This is a genomic window from Natronococcus sp. A-GB7 (assembly GCF_029688865.1).
GTDB lineage: Archaea > Halobacteriota > Halobacteria > Halobacteriales > Natrialbaceae > Natronococcus.
Window position 1 is genome coordinate 45,427 of the sequence record NZ_JARUKV010000016.1, and the last position, 18,928, is coordinate 64,354.

The following is an 18,928-nucleotide window of genomic DNA, read 5'->3' on the forward strand; positions in this document are numbered from 1 at the left end:
ACGACCTCGATCACTCGAGCACGACGTCCTCGTGCTCGAATCCGTCGTCCTCGCGCCACCGCCAGGAGCCGACCTCGAACGGGTCGAGCGAGACGATGACGTACGAGCGGTCGGGCCAGGTGGCGTCGGCCGCGTCGGTCTCGCTGGGGTGGGGTGGGCCCTGCGGGTGGGAGTGATAGAAGCCGACGATCTCCTCGCCTCGAGCCTCGAGGCGATCGAAGATCGCGAGCTGTTCCTCGGGGTCGATCCGGTACCGGGTTCGAGGAGGCTCGGCGACGTTTTCGGCGGGATACTGTGACCGAACGGTGCTCGACCCGTTCGGTTCGTACTCGCCACCGAGGACGCCACAGATCTCGAGCGGACTGCCGTCTCGGGCTCGCTCGACGATCTCCGTGCGAACCGCTTTCGGGAGAACGAGCACGGTCAGGGCGCCTGATCGGCCCGGGTCTCGGTCGGTCCCGACGGGTTCGACACGAACTCCTCGAGCTCGTCGAACGGAACGGCGACCGACTCGGGCGGGGCGTCGAACCGCTCGGGCTGAACGATCGGTGCCAGCGCCTCGAGGGTGTCCACGAGCCGCGGCCCGGGCCGGTTGAGGTAGTGGTGGCCGTCCATCGCCCACACCCGACCCTCGCGGACCGCCGCGAGCTCGTCCCACCCCTCGCGTTCGGTGAGGTCCGATCGATTCGCCGCGGTCTGCTCGAGGTCGAACCCGCAGGGAGCGACGACGACGAGTTCGGGATCGTACTCGAGGATTTCCTCCCATTCGCGGGGCGTCGAGCGCTGCCCGACGTCCGCCAGCCCGTACTCGCCCCCGGCCCAGTCGACGAGTTCGGCCGTCCAGTGGCCCGCGATCATGGCGGGGTCGGTCCAGTCGAAGATGGCGATCCGCGGTCGCTCCCGGCTCGCGATACCGGCCGTTCGCTCCCGAACGGCGTCGATCCGTTCCTCGAGGTCGGCTCGGACCTCGCGGGCTCGCTCCTCGCGGTCGGTCGCACGGCCGACTCGCTCGAGGTCGTCCAGTACGTCGTCGACGGTGTGGGGGTCGACCGTCAGTACGTCGGGATCGGCCTCGATGCGGTCTACCGCGTCGGCGATCACCGCCTCGTCGACCGCACAGACGTCGCACATCCCTTGCGTGACGATCAGCTCCGGCTCGAGCTCCTCGAGCAGGTCGACGTCGACCTCGTAGACGCCGTCGTCGGTCTCGCCGATCTCGAGGACCTGCCGGTCGATTTCCTCGCTCGAGGCGTCGGCATCGATACGGGAACGCGTGATCGAGGGAAGCGACGCGACGCTCGGCGGATAGTCACATTCGTGGGAGACGCCGACGGGCTCGAGCCCGAGCGCGGCAACGAGCTCGGTCGCCGATGGAAGCGTCGTAACGATTCGCATACCCTCCGTAGGAACGGCAGGATCAAAAGTTGGGGCCCCGACGAGGCGACGGGATCAGTACTCGTCGAGATCCCGCTCGGAGTCGTCGCCGAGGTCGTGATCGGGTTCCTCCGAGTCGCCCGGCTGCTCGGTCGGGTCGTCCTCGATGTCGATCGTCGTCTCCGAGGACTCCTCGTCGATGTCGAACTCGTCGGTCTCGAGTTCGCGTCCCTCGACGCCGACGCTGCCGTCGGTGATCTCGATGGTGACGCCGTCGTGGACCGACTTCGGGTCGCGGCCGACCATCTTCCCGGTCGCGGACTCGAGCTCGTCGTTGACCGCCCACGCGAACCGGAGGACGGTCTCGAGCTCGGTGCCCGCCTGCCGGATCCCTCGCTCGGCGGGGAGCTCGCCGAGGCTCTGGGCGCCCTCTGGATGGAGGTACTGGATAGGATGGTCGGTCGGCACTTCGCGGAGGTCGACGTTGAACGACCAGAGGTACGGCAACAGCTGCACGGCGTACCCCTGCGGTTTCGGCGCGCGGCGACCCGCCGCGGTAAAGGCGAGGGTCAGCGCCGACGACTCCGCCTCGGTGTCGAAGTAGACGCCGTCGAAGCCGGGAATCGAGATGCGCATACACGAGGATCGGTCTCGTCGGGGGTAAGGGTAGAGCCGGCACTCCCAGCCTCTTTTATCCGTGCTCGTCGGAGACGGGACTCGTCACCTCAGAAACGATCGGCGAACTTGTCTCGCCTGTTGATGTCGAGTTCGCTCACGCTCGAGTGGTCCTGGCTCGCGACAAAGCGGATGGCTTCGGCGACCTCCTCGGGCTCGCTGGCCTCGCTCTCGTCGAAGGCCTCGGCGAACGTCTCCCCACTGGTAGTTTCGAACTCCGAGCGGACCTCCGCGGGGTTGACGATGCTGACGCCGACGTCGTCGTCGCCGACCTGGGCCGCGACGCTCTTGGCGAACCCGCGAACCCACCACTTCGAGGCGGCGTAGATCGGGTTGAACGACCGGGGGTACTGCCCGGCGAAGCTCCCGAGGAAGATCAGGTGGCCCTCCCGCTCGCGGACGTGGGGGATCGCCGCGCGGGTCGCGTAGAAGACGCCGTCGACGTTGGTCTCCTGCATCGTCTCGTACTCTTCCGTGCTCATCTCGGCGACCTCGCTGCCCCGGGAGAGCCCCGCGTTGTTCACCAGAATATCGAACCCGTCGAAACGGTTGACGGTCTCCTCGATCAGGTTGTCGACGTCGTCCTCCTCGCGGACGTTCGTCGGAACGACGAGCGTCTCGACGCCGTGGTCGGTCTCGAGGTCGTCGGCCAGCTCCTCGAGGTCGCCCTCGCTGCGGGCCGCGAGGACGACGTTTGCCCCCGCGTCCGCGAGCTCTCGGCAGGTCGCCGCGCCGATTCCCGCGCTCGCCCCGGTGACGATCGCCGTCTGCTGCTCGAGCGTGTCGGTCATCGTACCGAGTCGGACGGCCGTTACCCCCTAAGCGTTACCGAAGGGCTCGAATGTGTCCGGTTCGGATTCGTCAGTAGTTCTCGAGCTCGTACAGCTCGCCGTACTTCGACTCGACGTACTCGAGGAAGTAGTTCGCCGTGAGCGGTTCGCCCGTCGCGACCTCGATCAGCTCCTCGGTGGGGTAGCGCTGGCCGTGGCGGTGGACGTGCTCGGTCATCCACTCCCAGAGTGGCTCGAACTCGCCCTCGCGGATCAGGCCGTCGACGTCGAGATCCTCGCGGATCGCGGCGTCGAGTTGGGCGGCGAGTACGCTGCCGACGGTGTAGCCCTGAAACGCCGCGAAACGGTACGACCAGTGGGTGTCCTGCAGGCAGCCGTCGGTGTCGGTGTCGGGAACGACGCCGAGGTAGTCGCCCATCTTCGCGTTCCAGGTCTCGGGAATCTCGGCGACGTCGAGGTCGCCCTCGACGAACGCCCGGTCGATCTCACAGCGAAGGATGATGTGGAGGTGGTAGGTGAGCTCGTCGGCCTCCACCCGAATCAGGTTCTCCGGATAGATCCGGTTGACCGCGGCGTAGGCCTCGTCGACGGTGACGTCCTCGAGCTGGGGGAACTGCTCCTTCATGGTCGGAAGGAAGAACTCCCAGAACGCTCGCGTCCGGCCGACGTGGTTCTCCCAAAATCGCGACTGGGACTCGTGGACGCCCGAGGACAGCGAGGCGCCCAGTGGGTTACCGTACTCCTCCTTCGGCAGTCCGAGCTGGTAGCTCGCGTGGCCGAACTCGTGGATCGTCGCCATCAGCGCGTCGATCGGGTCGTGTTCCCGGAACCGGGTGGTGATCCGAGCGTCGAACTGATTGCCCGACATGAACGGATGGGGCGCGGTGTCGAGACGGCCGCGTTCGCGGGGGTAGCCGAGCAGGTCGACGACCTCCTGGGAGAGGGCCATCTGATCTTCCTCGTCGTACGAGTACTCCGGAGCCCGGAACGGCGACGGTAGCTCCCGGCCCTCGGCCTCGATCGTCTCGATCAGCGGGACGAGCCCCTCGCGAAGCTCGTCGAAGATCCCCTCGACGGTTTCGAGCGGGAGGTAGGGCAGACTGTCCTCGTAGAGCACCCGATACGGGTTCGCGTCGGGCTCGATCGCCGCCGCCCGTTCCCGATGAAGGTCGATCAGTTCTTCGAGGTTCGGCGCGAACTGCTCGAACTCGTCCGCGGCTTTCGCCTCCTGCCAGACCTGTTGGGTCTCGGTCTGGTGGGCCGCGACGCGTTCGACGAGGTCACCGGGCACGTCGGCCGACCGATCGTACTCCCGGCGTAGTTCTCGGACGACGGCGGCCTGCTCTTCGTTTAGGTCGACGGAATCGACCTCCTCGAGCCACCCGCCGACCTCGTCGTCGACCAGTAGCTCGTGACCCAGTCCCGACAGCGTCGAGAGCTGGCCGGCCCGCGCAGGCGTCCCGCCTTCCGGCATCATCACGCGCTGGTCCCAGCCCAGCGCCATCGAGGCCGTTCGGACGTCGGTGAGTTTCTCGGAACGCTCGAGGAGAGCGCGGTAGGCGTCGGGTGCGTCTGCGTCGTCGTGGGTTTCGTCAGCAGTTCCCATATTTCGGTTCGAAGTATACGGTAGGGAGTACTAAACGCTCGGATCGAGGCGCCGGGTGGCGCAGTGATTCCCGAGTACGGGTTCGCTCCAACGAACTCGAGAACGAACCCACAGAAGTGGTTCGGTACGCTCAAGCACGGGTGCAGAGAACACCCGATCCGTGACCCGATATCGGAACGGCGGTCTGTTTCTCACCCTCTGTCTCATCTGGGGAACGACGTTCGTCGCGATCAGCGCCGGGCTGTTGCACTTTCCACCGGTGTTGCTCGCCGCGTTTCGGTACGATCTCGCCGCGGTACTGCTCCTCGCGTACGTCTATCACACGGAGACCGCGTGGCGTCCACGAGGGCGAAACGAGTGGGCGGAGGTCGCCGTCGGTGCGGTGTTTCTCATCGCCGCGTACCACGCGTTCCTCTTTACCGGCCAACAGTACACGACCGCCGCGACGGCCGCAATCGTCGTGAGTCTTACCCCGATTCTCTCGGCCGGTTTCTCGCGGGTGTTCGTCCCGGAGTACTCGCTAACCCCGATCGGCGTCGGTGGCCTTCTGCTCGGCGTCGCCGGCGTGGTCGTCATCGCACGGCCCGACCCCGCGAACCTGCTGTCCTCGGACGTCGTCGCCACCGGCCTCATCTTCTGTGCCGCTTCGGCGATGGCGCTCGGAAGCGTCCTCTCGCGGCGGATCGAGTCGTCGCTTCCCACGCTTACGATGCAGGCGTGGGCGATGCTCGGCGGCGCGATCCTCATGCACGCGGTGAGCGCGTCGATTGGCGAACCGATCGACGTCAGTGCGTGGACCCACCCGGAAGCGATCGGCTCGCTGGCGTTTCTCGTGATCGTCTCGAGCGTACTCGGCTTCTTCCTGTACTTTACCCTGCTCGAGAATCTCGGCCCGGTCGAACTCAACATGGTTTCGTACGTCGCACCCGCCATCGCCGCGGTCGTCGGGTGGCTCTATCTCGGCGACGAGATCTACCTTTCGACCGTCTTCGGATTCGTCCTCATCGCCGTCGGATTCGTCCTCACGAAGCGGCGTTTTATCGCACGGGAGCTTTCGACGTTGAAAACGGAACAGACGGCCGACTGATCCCCCGCGGCTGGCGTCGTGGGATTTCACACCGCAGCCATGTAACTCCTTTCGGAACGCGGAACTCCATCGTCGCGTTCCCGAGCGCACGAACTACCGAGTGACACCTGGAACGTCGGACACTCGTTCTGAAAACAAAAAAGATCCCGACGGCCGATCTCAGTACTCCTCGAGCTCGTACAGCTCGCCGTACTTCCCCTTCACGCAGTCGAGGAAGTAGTCGGCCGTGTACGCCTCGCCGGTCGCGTGCTCGACCAGGTCCGGGGTCGTGTAACGCGCGCCGTGCTGGTGGATCCGCTCGCGCAGCCAACCGTTGAGATCGTCGAACTCGCCGGCTTCGATGCGGTCATCCAGCTCGCCGAGGTCGTCTTCGGCGGCGGCGTACAGCTGGGCGGCCAGCACCGATCCCAGCGAGTACGTCGGGAAGTAGCCGAAGGAGCCGTGAGACCAGTGGATGTCCTGCAGGCAGCCCTCCGCGTCGGTTTCGGGCCGAACGCCGAGGTACTCCTCGTACTTGTCGTTCCAGACTTCGGGGACGTCCTCGACCTCGAGATCCCCCGAGATGAGGTCGCGCTCGATCTCGAAGCGGATCACGATGTGGAGGTGGTAGGTGAGCTCGTCGGCCTCGACGCGAATGAGGTTGTCGTCGTACACCTGGTTCGCGGCCTCGTAGGCCTCCTCCGGGGTGGCGTCCTCGAGCTCCGCAAACCGGTCGGCGACGGTCGGCAGGAACTGCGCCCAGAACGGCTGCGAGCGGCCGACGTGGTTCTCCCAGAGGCGGGACTGGGACTCGTGAACCGTCAGGTCGCGGGAGTCCCCGAGGGGGGTGCCGTACGCTTCGTCCGGAAGCCCGAGCGTGTAGTTGGCGTGGCCGAACTCGTGGATCGTCGATGTCAGCGAGCCCAGCAGGTCGTCCTCCTCGAAGCGGGTGGTGACGCGGGCGTCGAACTGCGTTCCCGAGGAAAAGGGGTGCGGAGCGGTGTCGAGGCGGCCCCGTCCCCAGTCGTAGCCCAGTTCGTCGAGGACGTCGCGGGCCAGCGCCTCCTGGTCGTCGTCGTCGAACTCGCCCGCGAAGGTGTCGGTCGCCAGATCGACGTCACTGTCCTGGATCGCGTCGATTAGCGGGACGAGCTCCTCGCGCAGGCGCTCGAGCACCCGCTCGGCCGTCTCCAGATCCAGGTAGGGCTCGTAGTCGGCGAACAGCACGGCGTAAGGGTCGGCGTCGGGATCGATGTGTTCGGCGTACTCCCGCTTGAGCTCGACCAGCTTCTCGAGGGTCGGCGCGAACTGCTCGAAGTCGTCCTCCTCCTTCGCCTGCTTCCAGGTCGGGTGGGCGTTGGCGGTCGTCTCGGAGATCTCCTCGACGAGCTCCTGGGGAACGCTCGTCTCCCGGTTGTACTGCCGTCGTACTTCGCGGACGGCGGCCCGCTGTTCGTCACCGAGGTCGCTCGATTCCAGCTCCTCGAGCAGGTCGCCGGTCTCGTCCGCCGTGAGCAGCTCGTGGCTGATCGAGGACAGCGCCGAGAGCTGCTGTGCGCGGGCGGGGGTCCCCTCCTCAGGCATGACGACTTCCTGGTCCCATCGAAGGATACCGGCCGCATTGCCGACGTTCGAGATCCGCGTAATTCGCTCTTCGAACTGTTCGTAGGTCTCCTCGTGCTGCTCGCTCCGGGCCTGGTCGGTTGCCATTGGCTGGCAATACTTACGGGAGTGCCATCAACGTCGTGGTTCCGGAACGGACTCGCCGCGGCGATTCGGTTCAGTTCTCCAGAAAACGATCGAGAATGATATACCTGTGGGAACTGCAAGCCACGGACTGTTTGTCGAGACTGGTGAGTAACGTGATGTAATGGTCGTCGCATCACTCGTTGTGTTCATCGTCAGCTTGCTCATCGGCGCCCTCGGGATCTTTCTCGGGGCGAAGTTCGTCGTGGACGTCGAGGACTACACCTACGCGTTCATCACCGCCCTCGTCGGGGCGGTCGTCTGGGCGGTCGTCGGGTTCTTCCTCGGGTGGATCCCGCTGTTGGGCCCGATACTGGTGTTCCTCGCGTACCTCGCCGTGATCAACTCCCGGTATCCGGGCGGCTGGATCGAGGCGCTCACGATCACCGTCGTCGCCTGGCTGTCGGTGCTCGTCGTGCTGTACGTGCTCGCGTTCGTCGGGCTCACCGGATTCGAGGCGGCCGGCGTTCCCGGCGCCTGACGCCTACCTGCGGTACGTACGAACTTTTTTGAACGAGGAGCCGTCGTGAGGACGGCATCCACCCCGTCTTTCGCCGCCCGAACGCTCGATCGCTCGGATGCGATGTCGGTCGTCCGTTCACAGGAACGGTCGAGTACTCGTCGCTAACAGAGGGAGAGTCACACCCGGTGTCGCTCTGGTCGACGGTGAAGAGTTATCCGGATCGATCGCCAATTCGTGACCAATGGGACTGTTCGAGAAGCTCGGCCGGAAGGTCGGCGAGTTCACGCACGAGGCGAAGGAGGCGGCCGCCGACGAGGCAGGGTACCGCTGCGAGGAGTGTGGAAACACGTTCTACACCGAGCAGGCGTGCCCGGAGTGTGGCAGCGAGAACGTCACCGAACGCGGCGCGAACGCTGGTGACGACCACAGCCCGGACGAACGCGACGCGGCGGAGCCAACCGACGGCGAGGAATCCGAACCGTCGACCGATTCCGCCGACGTCTCCCCGCCGACCGACGGGGCCGACGACACGACCGACCGCGAGTGAGGAGTCAGCGCGACAGCGGCGACAGCGGCGTCAGCGCGGCCACGTCTCGGCCGCGCCCCGGTAGAGGTCGACACAGCGCTCGAGCACCGCGATCGAGACGCTCTCCGTATCGGTGTGGGCCTCGCCGGGTTCCGAGGCACCACAGATCACGCACTCGGTCCCCGCTCGGGAGAGCCAGCCGGCGTCGGTCGCGTGCGGTTTCGTCACGAGTTCCGGCGCGCCAGACTGAGCGCCGTCTGCCGCCTCGAGGACCGCCTCGGCGAACGCCTCGTCGTCACACTCCATCGGTGGCAGGTCCTGATCGATCGTCCACTCGACGCCCTCGAGTTCCTCGACCCGCTCGAGAGCGGCCCGCTCGCCGGGAACGGTCCGTTCGTCGACCGTCAGCTCGCAGCGGTCGGGAACGACGTTCATCGCCGTCCCGCCCTCGATCTCGGTGACGACGACGCTGCCCGCGAGCCGTTCGCCGGCCACTTCGACCGTTGGCGCCTCGAGCCCTCGAACGACGTCGACGGCATCACTCGCCCGGTAGATGGCGTTCTCTCCCGCCTCCTGTTCGCTCGCGTGGGCGCGCTCGCCGCGGGCCCTGATCGTACTCCCGCGGCGGCCCTTGTGGGCGACGGCGACGTCGGTGACCCCGGGCGCCGAGTAGCCCGTTGATCCCTCGCCGACGATCGCGTAGTCGGGCGCGAACCCGTTCTCGATGGCGTGGCGGGCGCCGATCCCTCCTACCTCCTCGCCGACGAAGCTCGCGAAGACGAGTTCGTCGGCAGGTTCCGCATCGCGGAACGCGATCGCCGCCGCGGCGACCGCTCCCTTCATGTCCGCCGTTCCCCGACCGTACAGTCGGCCGTCTCGCTGTTCGACGACGTACTCGTCGCCGCCCGGGCCGACCTGCGAATCGGCGGGCTCGACGACGTCGTGGTGGCCCACGAGCGCGAGCGAGTCCTCGCCCGTCCCCTTCCTGGCGAGTACGTTGCCGACCTCGTCTCGCGTTACCTCGGCTGCGGTCTCGCGACGGAGCCACTCCTCGAGCAGGTCGCCTGCGGCCGTCTCGTCCTCGTGGCTCGGGGTCCGTACGAGCTCCCGGGTCAGATCGATGACCGACATGGGCGTCCCTTTCACCTCCGGGAAGTTGACTGCATCGCAGTCGTGCGGTCGGTTGACGCGCCTTTCGTGTGCTTGAACACCCTTATTGGCGTTCGGGACCCAGTAGACGGTATGAATGTCGTGCCGGATACGAGCGTGGTCATCGACGGCCGCGTCTCGGCGACGATCGAAGACGGGCAGTTCGAGGGAGCGACGATTTCGGTGCCGGAAGCCGTCGTCGCGGAACTCGAGGCGCAGGCCAACGACGGCCTCGACAGCGGCTGGGACGGCCTCTCCGAGCTCCAGCGGCTCGCGGACCTCGCCGATGAGGGGCGAATCAGCCTTGAGTACGTCGGCGACCGACCGAACGCCATCGAGCGCGGCCACGCCTCCGAGGGCGAGATCGACGCGCTGATCCGCGACATCGCGGAGGACCTCGGCGCTACGTTCCTGACGAGCGACATCGTCCAGGCCGAGGTCGCCCAGGCGAAGGGTCTCGAGGTCGAGCACGTCTCGCCGGAGATCCGGGAGGTCGGCACGCTGACGATCGAGGAGTTCTTCGACGACCAGACGATGAGCGTCCACCTGCGGGCCGGTGCCGTTCCGAAGGCCAAGCGGGGCGAACTCGGCGAGATGCGCTACGAGGAGATCGCGGACGAGCCGCTCGACGAGGAGACGATCGACGAGTACGCCCGCGAGATCGTCGACGGCGCCAAGGAGTCCCACGACGGCTTCATCGAGCTCTCGGAGCCGGGGATGAAGATCGTCCAGTTCCGGGACTACCGGATCGCGATCGGTCGTCCGCCGTTCTCGGACGGCATCGAGATCACCGCCGTCCGCCCGATCGCCCAGACCGACATCGAGGACTACGAGAACGCCGACGAACTCAAAGAGCGGCTGCTCGAGCGCCAGCGCGGCGTCCTCATCTCGGGGGCACCGGGCGCCGGGAAGTCGACGTTCGCCCAGGCGGTCGCCCGCTTCATCTCGAACAACGACTACGCGGTCAAGACGATGGAGAAACCCCGCGACCTGCAGGTCGGCCCGGAGATCACCCAGTACACCGAACTCGCCGGCGAGATGGAGAAGACTGCCGACGCCCTGCTGATGGTCCGGCCCGACTACACCATCTACGACGAGGTCCGCAAGACCGACGACTTCGAGGTCTTCGCGGACATGCGTCTTGCCGGCGTCGGCATGATCGGTGTCGTCCACGCGACCCGACCGATCGACGCGCTCCAGCGACTCGTCGGCCGGGTCGAACTCGGGATGATCCCCCAGGTCGTCGACACCGTCGTCTACATCGAGGCCGGAGAGGTCGACACCGTCTACGACGTCCGCACCGAGGTCAAGGTCCCCGCGGGGCTCACCGAGGAGGACCTCGCTCGACCCGTCATCCAGGTCACCGACTTCGAGACGGGCGAACCCGACTACGAGATCTACACGTTCAACCGCCAGGTCGTCACCGTCCCGCTCAACGACGAGGAGGGCGGACCCGGCAGCGAGTCGGGCGTCGACCGCATCGCCAAACAGGAGATCGAACGCGAGATCCGCTCGGTCGCGCGAGGGTACGTCGACGTCGATCTCAAAAGCCAGGACAAGGCGATCACCTACGTCGAAGAGGACGACATCTCGAGCGTGATCGGCAAGGGCGGCGGCCGAATCACCGACATCGAGAACCGGCTGGGGATCGACATCGACGTTCGGACCCACGACGAGAACCCGAACTACGGCGCCGGAAGCGGCGGTAGCGGCGGCGGGGCGGGCGGAAACGTCGCCGGTTCCCAGCCCGGCGAGATGGTCACGCCAGAGATCACCTCGAGGCACATCGTCATTCCCGTCGACGGCAGTCACGGCGAGACCGTCGAGGTCCAGGCCGGCGGCGACTACCTCTTCACCGCGACGGTGAGTCGCGGCGGCGAGATCCAGGTCTCGCGAGGCAGTGCGATCGCCGACGATCTCGAGCAGGCGATCGATCGGAAGGATCCGATCACGGTCGTTCCCTCCTAAGACTCCGACCGCGAGCGAAGCGAGCGGCTTTTTAATGAAGATTTTTGCGCGAGCGGTCGGCTTGCCGACCCGAGCGGAAAAAGGTCCGTGCGTGAGACCCAGGACTCGCGCGGGAGCGCGATCGTCGACGACCTCGAGCAAGCGATCGATCGGAAGGATCCGATCACGGTCGTCCCCTCATCGTAGAACCGCGAGCGACGCGACCGGATCGAGATGAGCATCGGACTCCGTCGACGCCTCCGTTTCGAAGAGTGGGAGTGGGGTTTCCCAATCCCGAATTGGGGTTTAGATAACCAAATTCTATAGCGTGTATGTTCATATTCTGCCGATCTGTTCCGGCAGCAGTCCGTGATACCTGCACCCAAACCGAGACTACTAGCAATATAATCGCAAAACACTTAACGGAGACAAATGTCTGGCTAGTCGTAGATCAACACCACGTGATTCAACTATGGGTGCTAAAAGGAAAACGTTCGTCTACTCGGAGCTCGAGAACGGTGTCGGACCGTTCATTACTGATCGTGACGCCCTCGAGGCCGTTCGGGATCGGATCACCGACGACCTCCGCCGGACCGTCGCCGACGCCGGCGCGGACGGCGTCGTCGTCGCGATGAGCGGCGGAATCGACTCAACGGTGACCGCCGCGCTGGCCGTCGAAGCGCTGGGCAGCGATCGGGTACTCGGGCTCGGCTTGCCCTGTCACAAGAGCGACCGCACGCAGGTCAACGAGGCCCGGACGATCGCCGACGGGCTCGGAATGGAGTTCCGCGAGATCCAACTCCAGCCGCTTCTGGGTGCCTTCGAGGAGACGGTCGCGGCCGAGTTCGAATCGGAATCAGCCGATCGGCCCAACGAGCGAAATCACGCGATCGGAAACGTTATCGCGCGGCTGCGGATGTGCTGTGCGTACTACGCCGCAAACCGCGACTCGCGGCTCGTCGTCGGAACGGCGAACCGCTCGGAGCTCCTGGTTGGCTACTTCACGAAGTACGGCGACGGTGCCGCAGACACGTATCCGATCGGGGACCTCTATAAAACCGAAGTCTGGGCGCTCGCCAAGCGACTCGGCGTGCCGCGTCGCATCATCAGCAAGACCCCGACCGCCGGCTTCTGGGCAACTCAGACCGACGCCGGCGAACTCGGTGCCCCGTACGACGTCATCGATCCCCTGCTCTACCGCCTCGTCGACGAGGGCCAGACCCTCGAGGAGGCGGTCGCCGCCCTCGAGATCGACCCTGATCTCGCTCGCGAGATCGTCTCGCTGTTCGCCGGGACGGCGCACAAGCGGACGACGCCGCACACGCCGGGAATCGCGAACCGCGACGGGTTCGCGTCGGTCGATCCCTGACCGCTACTCGAGGTAGACGTCCGGGTTCCGCCACCAGAACAGTCCCCACGAGAGCATGAAGCCGACGGCCATCGCGACGATGTCTTGGACGATCTGGGGGAGCCCGAGGTCGACGATCGCGACCAGGACGATCGACGAGCCCAGTGCCGCGCCCGCAACGACGAACGCTACGTCGCCCGCGATCTGTTCCTGCGATCGGTCCCAGTAGTGCTGGCGACTCTCGTCGTACCAGACGCCGACGTAGATCAACACCGGCGACATGAGCGTGATGACCGTGATCGACTGGTACGCTTCCGGCAGTCCGACCGGAAACAACACGAGCTGGTTGAGTATCTGTGCCAGAATCGACATGACGAACAGTCCGGCCAGCAGCCACCCCCACCGCGGCAATCGCTCCTTGTCCATACACGGAGGCGATCACCACTGAAAAATAATCCTGCCGCTTCCGGTCTACTCCGCGCAGCAGGCGTCTTTCTTCGGGGATTCCTCGACGCCGCTGCCGTCGGCTGCGACGGGTTCCTCGAGGCGGTAGAGGCTCTGTCTGGCGTCCGCGAAGTAGATATCCTCGTCGACGATGCCGATATCTTCGAGCCGCTCGAGGGCATAACGGACGGTTCGAGCCGAGAGCATCGACTCCTCGACGATCTGTTTCTGCGTGAGCGGACCGTCGTACTCGAGAACCTTGAAAACGAGTTTCGCGCTCGGTGGCAGATCTTCGAGATCCTCGCCGTCAGTCGCGGTCATATTACGTTTCGAAAGCTCCCAGTAGTATAAAAGTTGAGCCTTACAGGGATAGAGATCGACATAATATATCGTCCACTCGGAGCGAGTAAAATGGAGTTGTGGCTTCTATCGCCCGAAATCTCGACTATTTGACCGACCAGTCAGTCCGGTCCGGTGACTCCTAAAAACGGGTAGCGGGAGCGGGAAGGCCGACCGCGGCTCGGTCGATCGGTGACTCAGATCCGTTCCCAGGCGTCGTCGTCGTCGGGATCAGGAAGTTCGCCGACCGATCCCTTGGCGGGAATCGTGGATCCGTCGCTCGTCTCCGCAGTCTCGTTGCCGAGTTCGAGTTCCGGCCAGGCGGTTCTCTCCCATTTTCCGCGCTCGGAGTGATAGTAGACGACGTCGTCGTTGACGACCGCGAACAGTCCGCGCTGTCGATCGTGGACGACGCGTGCGTTCGTGTCGATGGCGACGTCGACGACGTCCTCGAGGGTGTCGAGTTCGACGTGGTAGTCGCCGACCCACATCGGGATCGATCCCTCCGAGATCCACTCCGCGTAGCGGCGTTCGTGGACGGACCGGCGAGCCGACTCGGCGTCGATCGGACGTCGCGTGTGAACGACTCCGGCTCCGCCAAGCGCGAGCAGTCCGATCGCCGCCAGTCCGGCGACGACCGCCCCGTTCGGCGACTCTCCGACCTCGACCTGTGCCGTCTCGCTGTGGTCGGTCGACTCCGCCAGCTCCGTCTCCTCGAACCAGTAGGCGTCCTCGGTCAGCTCGAGCATACTCGACAGCGTCTGCTCGTCGGCGTGGGTTCCCGTATCGTAGACGGCGACGACCTCGAGCACCGTTCGAACGGTTCCGACGCTTTCGAACTCCGCCTCGACGTCGGCTCGTTCGGCCACGAGTGAGTCGATATCGATCGTCGTTCCCGACCGTGCGACGTCGTCCTCGATAGTTGCGGCGGTCCGCTCCTCCCGTACCGTCTCCTCCCAGAAGACCGCGTCCTCGTGTTCGGCCTCGTGGCGGACGCGAACCTCGTGGACGACGTCGGCGTCGTCGCTCGGAACCGACGTCTCCACAGTGAGGGTCAGCTCCGGCGCCTCGGGCAGCGTGTAGACCGGATTCTCCTCGAGTTCGGTACCGACTTCCCAGGCACCCTCCTCGACGACCGTCGCGCTCGTCGTCGCTTCGGTCGCGACGCTCTCCTGGTCGATCTCCTCGGTCGTCGTCGTCGTTCCCGGCGTCGCTGCAACCCAGCCGGCGCCAACGAGTGCGAGCACTCCCACGAGCGCGAGAGCGATCGCGAGGGATCGACCGCGATCCGCGATCACCAGATCCAGACGCGGGTTATCGATCACGCTTTCCTCCACCCGTCAGCCTCCCCCGGTTTTCGTCACGTGTTCGAACCCGAGTATCCCTCGAGCGAACAGGTCGTTCGGGAGAACTGTTCATACACACGGGAAGAATCCCGATCGTGATAACGGTAGTGGCCCCCCGGATGCCTACCGCCACCGACGCAGTCGACGCCGAAGACGCGTCGAGAGCGAGACGTGGTCGCCGGGACTGCGGATCCGGAAGTCCCCCCGCCCGAACAGGAGTGTGACGACGCCGACGACGACGCCGACGAGGACGAGATCGACGGCGGCGATCGCGGCGAGGGGATGGATCCCGTGTAACCAGACGAGCAACGAAGGGGGAAGAACGGTCAGATAGCGGTACTCTCCGACGTGACTGGTGTACTCGCCGGTCTCCTGGGGAGCTGACACCGACAGCGTCGTCGCGTCCGCCGAGCGGGGACCGAGCGTCTGCGATCCGGGCTCGGCCTCGAGTCCCCCGCCGGCTTCGTGGACGACGACCACCGGGGCGTAGCCCGCGTTCTCGACCTCTCGAGTCAGTTCGCTCGTCTCGCCCGGAGCCAGTATCTGGGGATCGTCGGTCGGCGACTCCGTGACCGCGACCTCGTACTCGTAGGTGCCGGCGGGAACCACCATCGCCGCGGTCGCCAGTGCGACGATCACGAACACTACGAGCGCGACGGTCCCCCAGAACGCGTAGACGTTCTCCCGGGAGGTCGATCGCACCGTCTCGCGTCGCGCAATGCCCGCGTAATCGAGGAGGATTCCCACACCGAACAGCGCCACGCCGAGTCCGACCAACACCGAACCCACGCCGTGGCTGTCCCCCGTCGAGACCCCGATGATCGACGCGGCCGTCCCGTACGCCGACTCGAGTGCACCCTGAACGCCCATTATGCCAGTTCCGAGGTGGGGGACCGTCACGACTTCGCCGCCCGGCTGCCAGGCGACGGCGACGATCTGCTCGTCGCTCACCGGCGGCTCCTCGCCGCCCTGATCGGTGAAAGGGTTCGCGTCGCCCGCCGTCACGTACCCCTCCGGCGTCTCCTCGACGATCCGGTGGGTGGTCAGTTCGCCGCCGTGGAGCGCTTCGGCGTCGAAGACGACGACGTCGCCCTCGCTGGGCGAGCCGGCGACGGCGTCCGGTACGGCGACGAACCCGTCGCCCGCGTCCATCGTCGGCTCCATGCTCCCCGTCGCGACGTAGCCCAGCAGGATCGGCTGGCCGAGCACCTGCCCGACGACGAGCAGGGCGACGGCGAGAACGACGAGTCCGGCCGCGCCTCGAGCGAGGAGCGTTCGCATTTAGTATCTGTCTCCTGTAGCGAGTGTAAAGATATTAAACCTGTCTTGTCGATCGGGAGCGTGTCGAAAGAAGTTGCAACATCGTCAACCCCAGATACGGTTGGTCAAGCCGGGAGCGGGCGGCTCGTCGGCCGGATGAGTCACGATCATAACGGTTCTGCTCCGGAATCACGCCCCTTCGGAGAGGCGAACGGGTCGAGAGCGGTTTCGGTGGGAAGAACTATCCAATGAACTAGTCTCCGGAGTCGTCTTCCGCTTCAGCGACAAACGTCACCTCGCTGTCTTCCGTCGGCGCATCCCCGTCGATGTCAAAGATCACGTCCAGATCGAGATCATCATCAGCGTCGATACTGACCGTCGCTTCCCCGTCAGACAGATCCGTCTCATCGTAGTTGATACGCATATCGTCAGGAACGTCTTCGATACTCAGCTCGACATCGTTCTCACCGTTGTTCTCAACCGTAATCGCCTCATCGAACCTCGTCTTGGCGTCCTCGTTCAGGTCCTGAACATCGATTTCGATCTGTCCGTCGTTGCCGTCTTCTCCCTCGAGCGTGTCGCTGTTGACCTCGAAGGCCAGTAACGCGTCGGCGTCACCCGTCGTCCCGAAGTCGACCGTTCGATCCGCCTCGACGGTACTGAACGCGCCGGTACCAAGTGCTGCGCCGCCGCCGGCGACGATCGTTCCGAGTCCGATGAGCGTGTTTCGTCTATTGAGTTTCATAATAGGATTCGCTTGGTCCGGCCGGCGACTGATATCTCGAGCGAAGTCGCGGGCGGTTCCTGTCTCGATCTATGCCACCCACGCACTTTGTATTTGTGATCCTGAAAGTCTTCTTAGTAAGTTATTAGGGATTCAGGCCGCCCCAGAATCGACTCTCATCCGGCGTCGTACCGTTTCAGTTCCGGAACGAACGGTGAAACGAACCCGTTGGCCAGTAGGCTTATCTATCGGTAGTCGGTACTGTGCGCTGTACTGACGTTCTAATGGCGACGAACACGGCCGCCGATGAGACGCAGACGGATCTCGACGAGCCGACGCCGGACCGCGGCGAGATCTTCGGTTTGCTCTCGAACCAGCGACGCCGGTACGCGATCCACTACTGCAAGCGCGAGGACGGCCCGGTCGAACTCGGGGACCTCGCCGAACACGTCGCCGCCTGGGAGCTCGAGAAGGAGATTCCGGAGCTGACCGCCGCGGAGCGAAAGCGCGTCTACACCTCCCTCCAGCAGAGCCACCTGCCGACCCTCGAGCGGGCCGGGATGGTCGTCTTCGACGACCGAACGATCGAACTCACCGAGGAGGCGGCGGAGCTCGACGTCTATCTCGATATCGTCCCGAGCGACAGCGTCCCGTGGGGGGTCTACTACCTTGGGCTCTCCGCGCTCGCGTCGATCGTGATGGCCGGGTTGTGGCTCGGGGTCGTTCCGACCGAGACGATTCCGGCGCTCGGCTGGACGACACTCGTGGTCGGGCTGTTCGCGGCGTCGTCGATCGTCCACGTCGTTCAGAACCGACGGATGCGGCTGGGGGAGATGGAGCACCCCCCATAGTATGCGAACGACAAAATCTCTGGCCGTACTCTGTGTCGTTCTCGGCGTCGTCTTGCTCGCCGTACCGACCTTCGGATTCGTCACGATCTCCGCCGATCGGGGCGTCTCTATCGGGACTGCCGACGACGAGGAGGCGTACCTCGGCCTCGAGGCGGTCGATACCGTCGTCACCGATCAAAACGACGCCGAAACGGTGCTCGTGATGACGAACAACGCCGACGAGGAGCTGTCGATCGACGCCGACGTCGTGATCCACGAACCGGGCCTCGAGGAGGCGAGCGACTTCGGTGGCACGCTCCCACCGGGCGGGGAGACGACGTACGCGGTGACCTGCGAACCCGGAACTGGTGCCGGAGAAACGAAACTCGAGGTCGCGGTCGACTCCGGTACCGGGGACGGGATCTCGATCGAAGAGTTTGAGCGGACGGTCACGATCGAGCGAGACTGTCCCGGTCGATCCGATCCGGGTCCGCCCGGCGGAGCCGATCCTGGAAACGGGTTCGACTCGGTCACCGTCGACGACGTCTCCGGATCGGTGAACCCGGGCGAGGAGCGCCAGCAGTTCCGGTTCAGACTCGCGGAGAACCGGAAACCCAACGAGGAGATCGAAATTGACCTGAGTAATCCTGAAGGGGGTGGTGTCGACTACACCGAGACGTTCCGAGACGACGACCTCGAGGTCCTCGAAGGCGCTGGTGCCGTCCAGGAGAGCGACGGGACGCTCGTCTACCAGGTCGCCCCCCAGGACGGTCACGACGACGAGATAGTTCTCGAGCTTGGCGGGTACGCGACCGACGGCGACGGTGGTCCCTACGAGGTGACGTTCACGCGAACCGACACGGACGAGACGGCGGTAGAGTCGTTCGAGATCGAGTAGCTCGATCGTTCGCTCCGCAATGCGAACCCCTTTTCACCACCGACGACAGACTTCGAGCCATGTCGACCGAATCGATTAGCGACCGACGCGAGCATATCCGCTCGATCAGCGTAACGGCGCTGTCGGCGCTGCTCGGCGTCGGGGCAGCGTTCGCCTCGCTGGCGATGGCGGGTGACGTGTCGTCCGTCGAGGCGGCCAGCGCTGCCGCGACCGATACGCGGGGGCTGTTGCTCGTTCTGGGGGCGATTCTCGTCCAGTTCGTCCTCTACGACTTCACGGACATCTACGGCGAGGACGAGTTCGGCGTGAAACACTACCTGTTCATCACGTTCATGACGTTCTCGTTCTGGTTCGTAGTTCTGGGAATCCTGCTGACGACGGAGGCGATGGGTTGAG

General features: G+C 65.2%; 20 protein-coding genes. 8 read left to right on the forward strand and 12 right to left on the reverse strand.

What is annotated here, in order from left to right; all coding sequences use genetic code 11:
- Nucleotides 1–10 precede the first annotated feature (10 nt).
- The 5 genes from QA609_RS15005 to QA609_RS15025 form a co-directional block, all read right to left on the reverse strand.
- Nucleotides 11–421: a desampylase gene (locus tag QA609_RS15005; protein ID WP_278303420.1), complete on the reverse strand. Its 411-nt coding sequence runs from the start codon at nt 419–421 to the stop codon at nt 11–13.
- Nucleotides 422–423: 2 nt separating this feature from the next.
- The gene (locus QA609_RS15010; RefSeq protein ID WP_278303421.1) at nt 424–1,395 is read right to left on the reverse strand and encodes an ABC transporter substrate-binding protein; all 972 of its coding nucleotides are present in this window, start codon (nt 1,393–1,395) and stop codon (nt 424–426) included.
- A 54-nt stretch (nt 1,396–1,449) separates the two neighbouring features.
- Nucleotides 1,450–2,010, reverse strand: a complete 561-nt coding sequence (locus tag QA609_RS15015) for a hypothetical protein (RefSeq protein ID WP_278303422.1) — start codon at nt 2,008–2,010, stop codon at nt 1,450–1,452.
- Between the two features lie 89 nt (nt 2,011–2,099).
- The gene (locus QA609_RS15020; RefSeq protein WP_278303423.1) at nt 2,100–2,840 is read right to left on the reverse strand and encodes an SDR family oxidoreductase; all 741 of its coding nucleotides are present in this window, start codon (nt 2,838–2,840) and stop codon (nt 2,100–2,102) included.
- 70 nt (nt 2,841–2,910) lie between these two features.
- Nucleotides 2,911–4,446 (reverse strand): carboxypeptidase M32, encoded by a 1,536-nt coding sequence (locus QA609_RS15025; RefSeq protein ID WP_278303424.1) that lies wholly within the window; start codon nt 4,444–4,446, stop codon nt 2,911–2,913.
- A gap of 160 nt (nt 4,447–4,606) precedes the next feature.
- Here QA609_RS15025 and QA609_RS15030 point away from each other — a divergent pair, with 160 nt between their 5' ends.
- Nucleotides 4,607–5,533, forward strand: coding sequence for an EamA family transporter (locus QA609_RS15030; protein ID WP_278303425.1), 927 nt, complete (start codon nt 4,607–4,609; stop codon nt 5,531–5,533).
- A gap of 159 nt (nt 5,534–5,692) precedes the next feature.
- Here the strand turns inward: QA609_RS15030 and QA609_RS15035 are convergent, their stop codons facing one another.
- A complete protein-coding gene (locus tag QA609_RS15035) occupies nt 5,693–7,222 on the reverse strand; it encodes a carboxypeptidase M32 (protein ID WP_278303426.1) in 1,530 nt (509 codons plus the stop codon).
- Nucleotides 7,223–7,382: 160 nt separating this feature from the next.
- Here QA609_RS15035 and QA609_RS15040 point away from each other — a divergent pair, with 160 nt between their 5' ends.
- Both QA609_RS15040 and QA609_RS15045 read left to right on the forward strand, forming a co-directional pair.
- Nucleotides 7,383–7,739 (forward strand): hypothetical protein, encoded by a 357-nt coding sequence (locus QA609_RS15040; protein ID WP_278303427.1) that lies wholly within the window; start codon nt 7,383–7,385, stop codon nt 7,737–7,739.
- A gap of 223 nt (nt 7,740–7,962) precedes the next feature.
- Nucleotides 7,963–8,268, forward strand: coding sequence for a zinc ribbon domain-containing protein (locus QA609_RS15045; RefSeq protein ID WP_278303428.1), 306 nt, complete (start codon nt 7,963–7,965; stop codon nt 8,266–8,268).
- Between the two features lie 30 nt (nt 8,269–8,298).
- Here QA609_RS15045 and QA609_RS15050 read toward each other — a convergent pair whose 3' ends face one another.
- Nucleotides 8,299–9,378 carry a M20/M25/M40 family metallo-hydrolase gene (locus QA609_RS15050; protein WP_278303429.1) on the reverse strand — a complete coding sequence of 360 codons (1,080 nt, stop codon included), beginning with the start codon at nt 9,376–9,378 and terminating at the stop codon, nt 8,299–8,301.
- 111 nt (nt 9,379–9,489) lie between these two features.
- Between QA609_RS15050 and QA609_RS15055 the strand changes: the two genes are divergently transcribed.
- Nucleotides 9,490–11,364, forward strand: a complete 1,875-nt coding sequence (locus QA609_RS15055; protein ID WP_278303430.1) for a PINc/VapC family ATPase — start codon at nt 9,490–9,492, stop codon at nt 11,362–11,364.
- A 451-nt stretch (nt 11,365–11,815) separates the two neighbouring features.
- On the forward strand, nt 11,816–12,712 hold the full coding sequence (locus QA609_RS15060) for an NAD+ synthase (RefSeq protein ID WP_278303431.1): 897 nt from the start codon (nt 11,816–11,818) through the stop codon (nt 12,710–12,712).
- Nucleotides 12,713–12,715: 3 nt separating this feature from the next.
- On the opposite strand, the gene QA609_RS15065 is transcribed toward QA609_RS15060, so the two are convergent.
- The 5 genes from QA609_RS15065 to QA609_RS15085 all read right to left on the reverse strand — a co-directional run bounded on the left by QA609_RS15065 (nt 12,716) and on the right by QA609_RS15085 (nt 16,825).
- Nucleotides 12,716–13,117: a hypothetical protein gene (locus tag QA609_RS15065; RefSeq protein ID WP_278303432.1), complete on the reverse strand. Its 402-nt coding sequence runs from the start codon at nt 13,115–13,117 to the stop codon at nt 12,716–12,718.
- Nucleotides 13,118–13,162: 45 nt separating this feature from the next.
- Nucleotides 13,163–13,456, reverse strand: coding sequence for a winged helix-turn-helix domain-containing protein (locus tag QA609_RS15070; RefSeq protein ID WP_005553305.1), 294 nt, complete (start codon nt 13,454–13,456; stop codon nt 13,163–13,165).
- 215 nt (nt 13,457–13,671) lie between these two features.
- Nucleotides 13,672–14,799: a DUF5305 domain-containing protein gene (locus QA609_RS15075; RefSeq protein ID WP_278303433.1), complete on the reverse strand. Its 1,128-nt coding sequence runs from the start codon at nt 14,797–14,799 to the stop codon at nt 13,672–13,674.
- A gap of 144 nt (nt 14,800–14,943) precedes the next feature.
- A complete protein-coding gene (locus QA609_RS15080) occupies nt 14,944–16,101 on the reverse strand; it encodes a S26 family signal peptidase (protein ID WP_278303434.1) in 1,158 nt (385 codons plus the stop codon).
- A gap of 232 nt (nt 16,102–16,333) precedes the next feature.
- A complete protein-coding gene (locus tag QA609_RS15085; protein WP_278303435.1) occupies nt 16,334–16,825 on the reverse strand; it encodes a hypothetical protein in 492 nt (163 codons plus the stop codon).
- Nucleotides 16,826–17,088: 263 nt separating this feature from the next.
- Between QA609_RS15085 and QA609_RS15090 the strand changes: the two genes are divergently transcribed.
- The 3 genes from QA609_RS15090 to QA609_RS15100 are packed head-to-tail and all read left to right on the forward strand — an operon-like array spanning nt 17,089 to nt 18,927.
- A complete protein-coding gene (locus QA609_RS15090) occupies nt 17,089–17,655 on the forward strand; it encodes a hypothetical protein (protein WP_278303436.1) in 567 nt (188 codons plus the stop codon).
- A gap of 1 nt (nt 17,656) precedes the next feature.
- Entirely contained in the window at nt 17,657–18,532 is an 876-nt protein-coding gene (locus QA609_RS15095; protein WP_278303437.1) for a hypothetical protein, read from the forward strand.
- Between the two features lie 59 nt (nt 18,533–18,591).
- Nucleotides 18,592–18,927 (forward strand): hypothetical protein, encoded by a 336-nt coding sequence (locus QA609_RS15100; protein WP_278303438.1) that lies wholly within the window; start codon nt 18,592–18,594, stop codon nt 18,925–18,927.
- The last annotated feature ends 1 nt before the right edge of the window (nt 18,928 follow it).

Bases quoted from the DNA above. Each gene is read 5' to 3' on its own strand.
- QA609_RS15010 (WP_278303421.1), bottom strand. From the start codon at position 1,395: ATGCGAATCGTTACGACGCTTCCATCGGCGACCGAGCTCGTTGCCGCG.
- QA609_RS15015 (WP_278303422.1), bottom strand. From the start codon at position 2,010: ATGCGCATCTCGATTCCCGGCTTCGACGGCGTCTACTTCGACACCGAG.
- QA609_RS15020 (WP_278303423.1), bottom strand. From the start codon at position 2,840: ATGACCGACACGCTCGAGCAGCAGACGGCGATCGTCACCGGGGCGAGC.
- QA609_RS15025 (WP_278303424.1), bottom strand. From the start codon at position 4,446: ATGGGAACTGCTGACGAAACCCACGACGACGCAGACGCACCCGACGCC.
- QA609_RS15035 (WP_278303426.1), bottom strand. From the start codon at position 7,222: ATGGCAACCGACCAGGCCCGGAGCGAGCAGCACGAGGAGACCTACGAA.
- QA609_RS15040 (WP_278303427.1), top strand. From the start codon at position 7,383: ATGGTCGTCGCATCACTCGTTGTGTTCATCGTCAGCTTGCTCATCGGC.
- QA609_RS15045 (WP_278303428.1), top strand. From the start codon at position 7,963: ATGGGACTGTTCGAGAAGCTCGGCCGGAAGGTCGGCGAGTTCACGCAC.
- QA609_RS15050 (WP_278303429.1), bottom strand. From the start codon at position 9,378: ATGTCGGTCATCGATCTGACCCGGGAGCTCGTACGGACCCCGAGCCAC.
- QA609_RS15055 (WP_278303430.1), top strand. From the start codon at position 9,490: ATGAATGTCGTGCCGGATACGAGCGTGGTCATCGACGGCCGCGTCTCG.
- QA609_RS15060 (WP_278303431.1), top strand. From the start codon at position 11,816: ATGGGTGCTAAAAGGAAAACGTTCGTCTACTCGGAGCTCGAGAACGGT.
- QA609_RS15065 (WP_278303432.1), bottom strand. From the start codon at position 13,117: ATGGACAAGGAGCGATTGCCGCGGTGGGGGTGGCTGCTGGCCGGACTG.
- QA609_RS15070 (WP_005553305.1), bottom strand. From the start codon at position 13,456: ATGACCGCGACTGACGGCGAGGATCTCGAAGATCTGCCACCGAGCGCG.
- QA609_RS15080 (WP_278303434.1), bottom strand. From the start codon at position 16,101: ATGCGAACGCTCCTCGCTCGAGGCGCGGCCGGACTCGTCGTTCTCGCC.
- QA609_RS15085 (WP_278303435.1), bottom strand. From the start codon at position 16,825: ATGAAACTCAATAGACGAAACACGCTCATCGGACTCGGAACGATCGTC.
- QA609_RS15090 (WP_278303436.1), top strand. From the start codon at position 17,089: ATGGCGACGAACACGGCCGCCGATGAGACGCAGACGGATCTCGACGAG.
- QA609_RS15095 (WP_278303437.1), top strand. From the start codon at position 17,657: ATGCGAACGACAAAATCTCTGGCCGTACTCTGTGTCGTTCTCGGCGTC.
- QA609_RS15100 (WP_278303438.1), top strand. From the start codon at position 18,592: ATGTCGACCGAATCGATTAGCGACCGACGCGAGCATATCCGCTCGATC.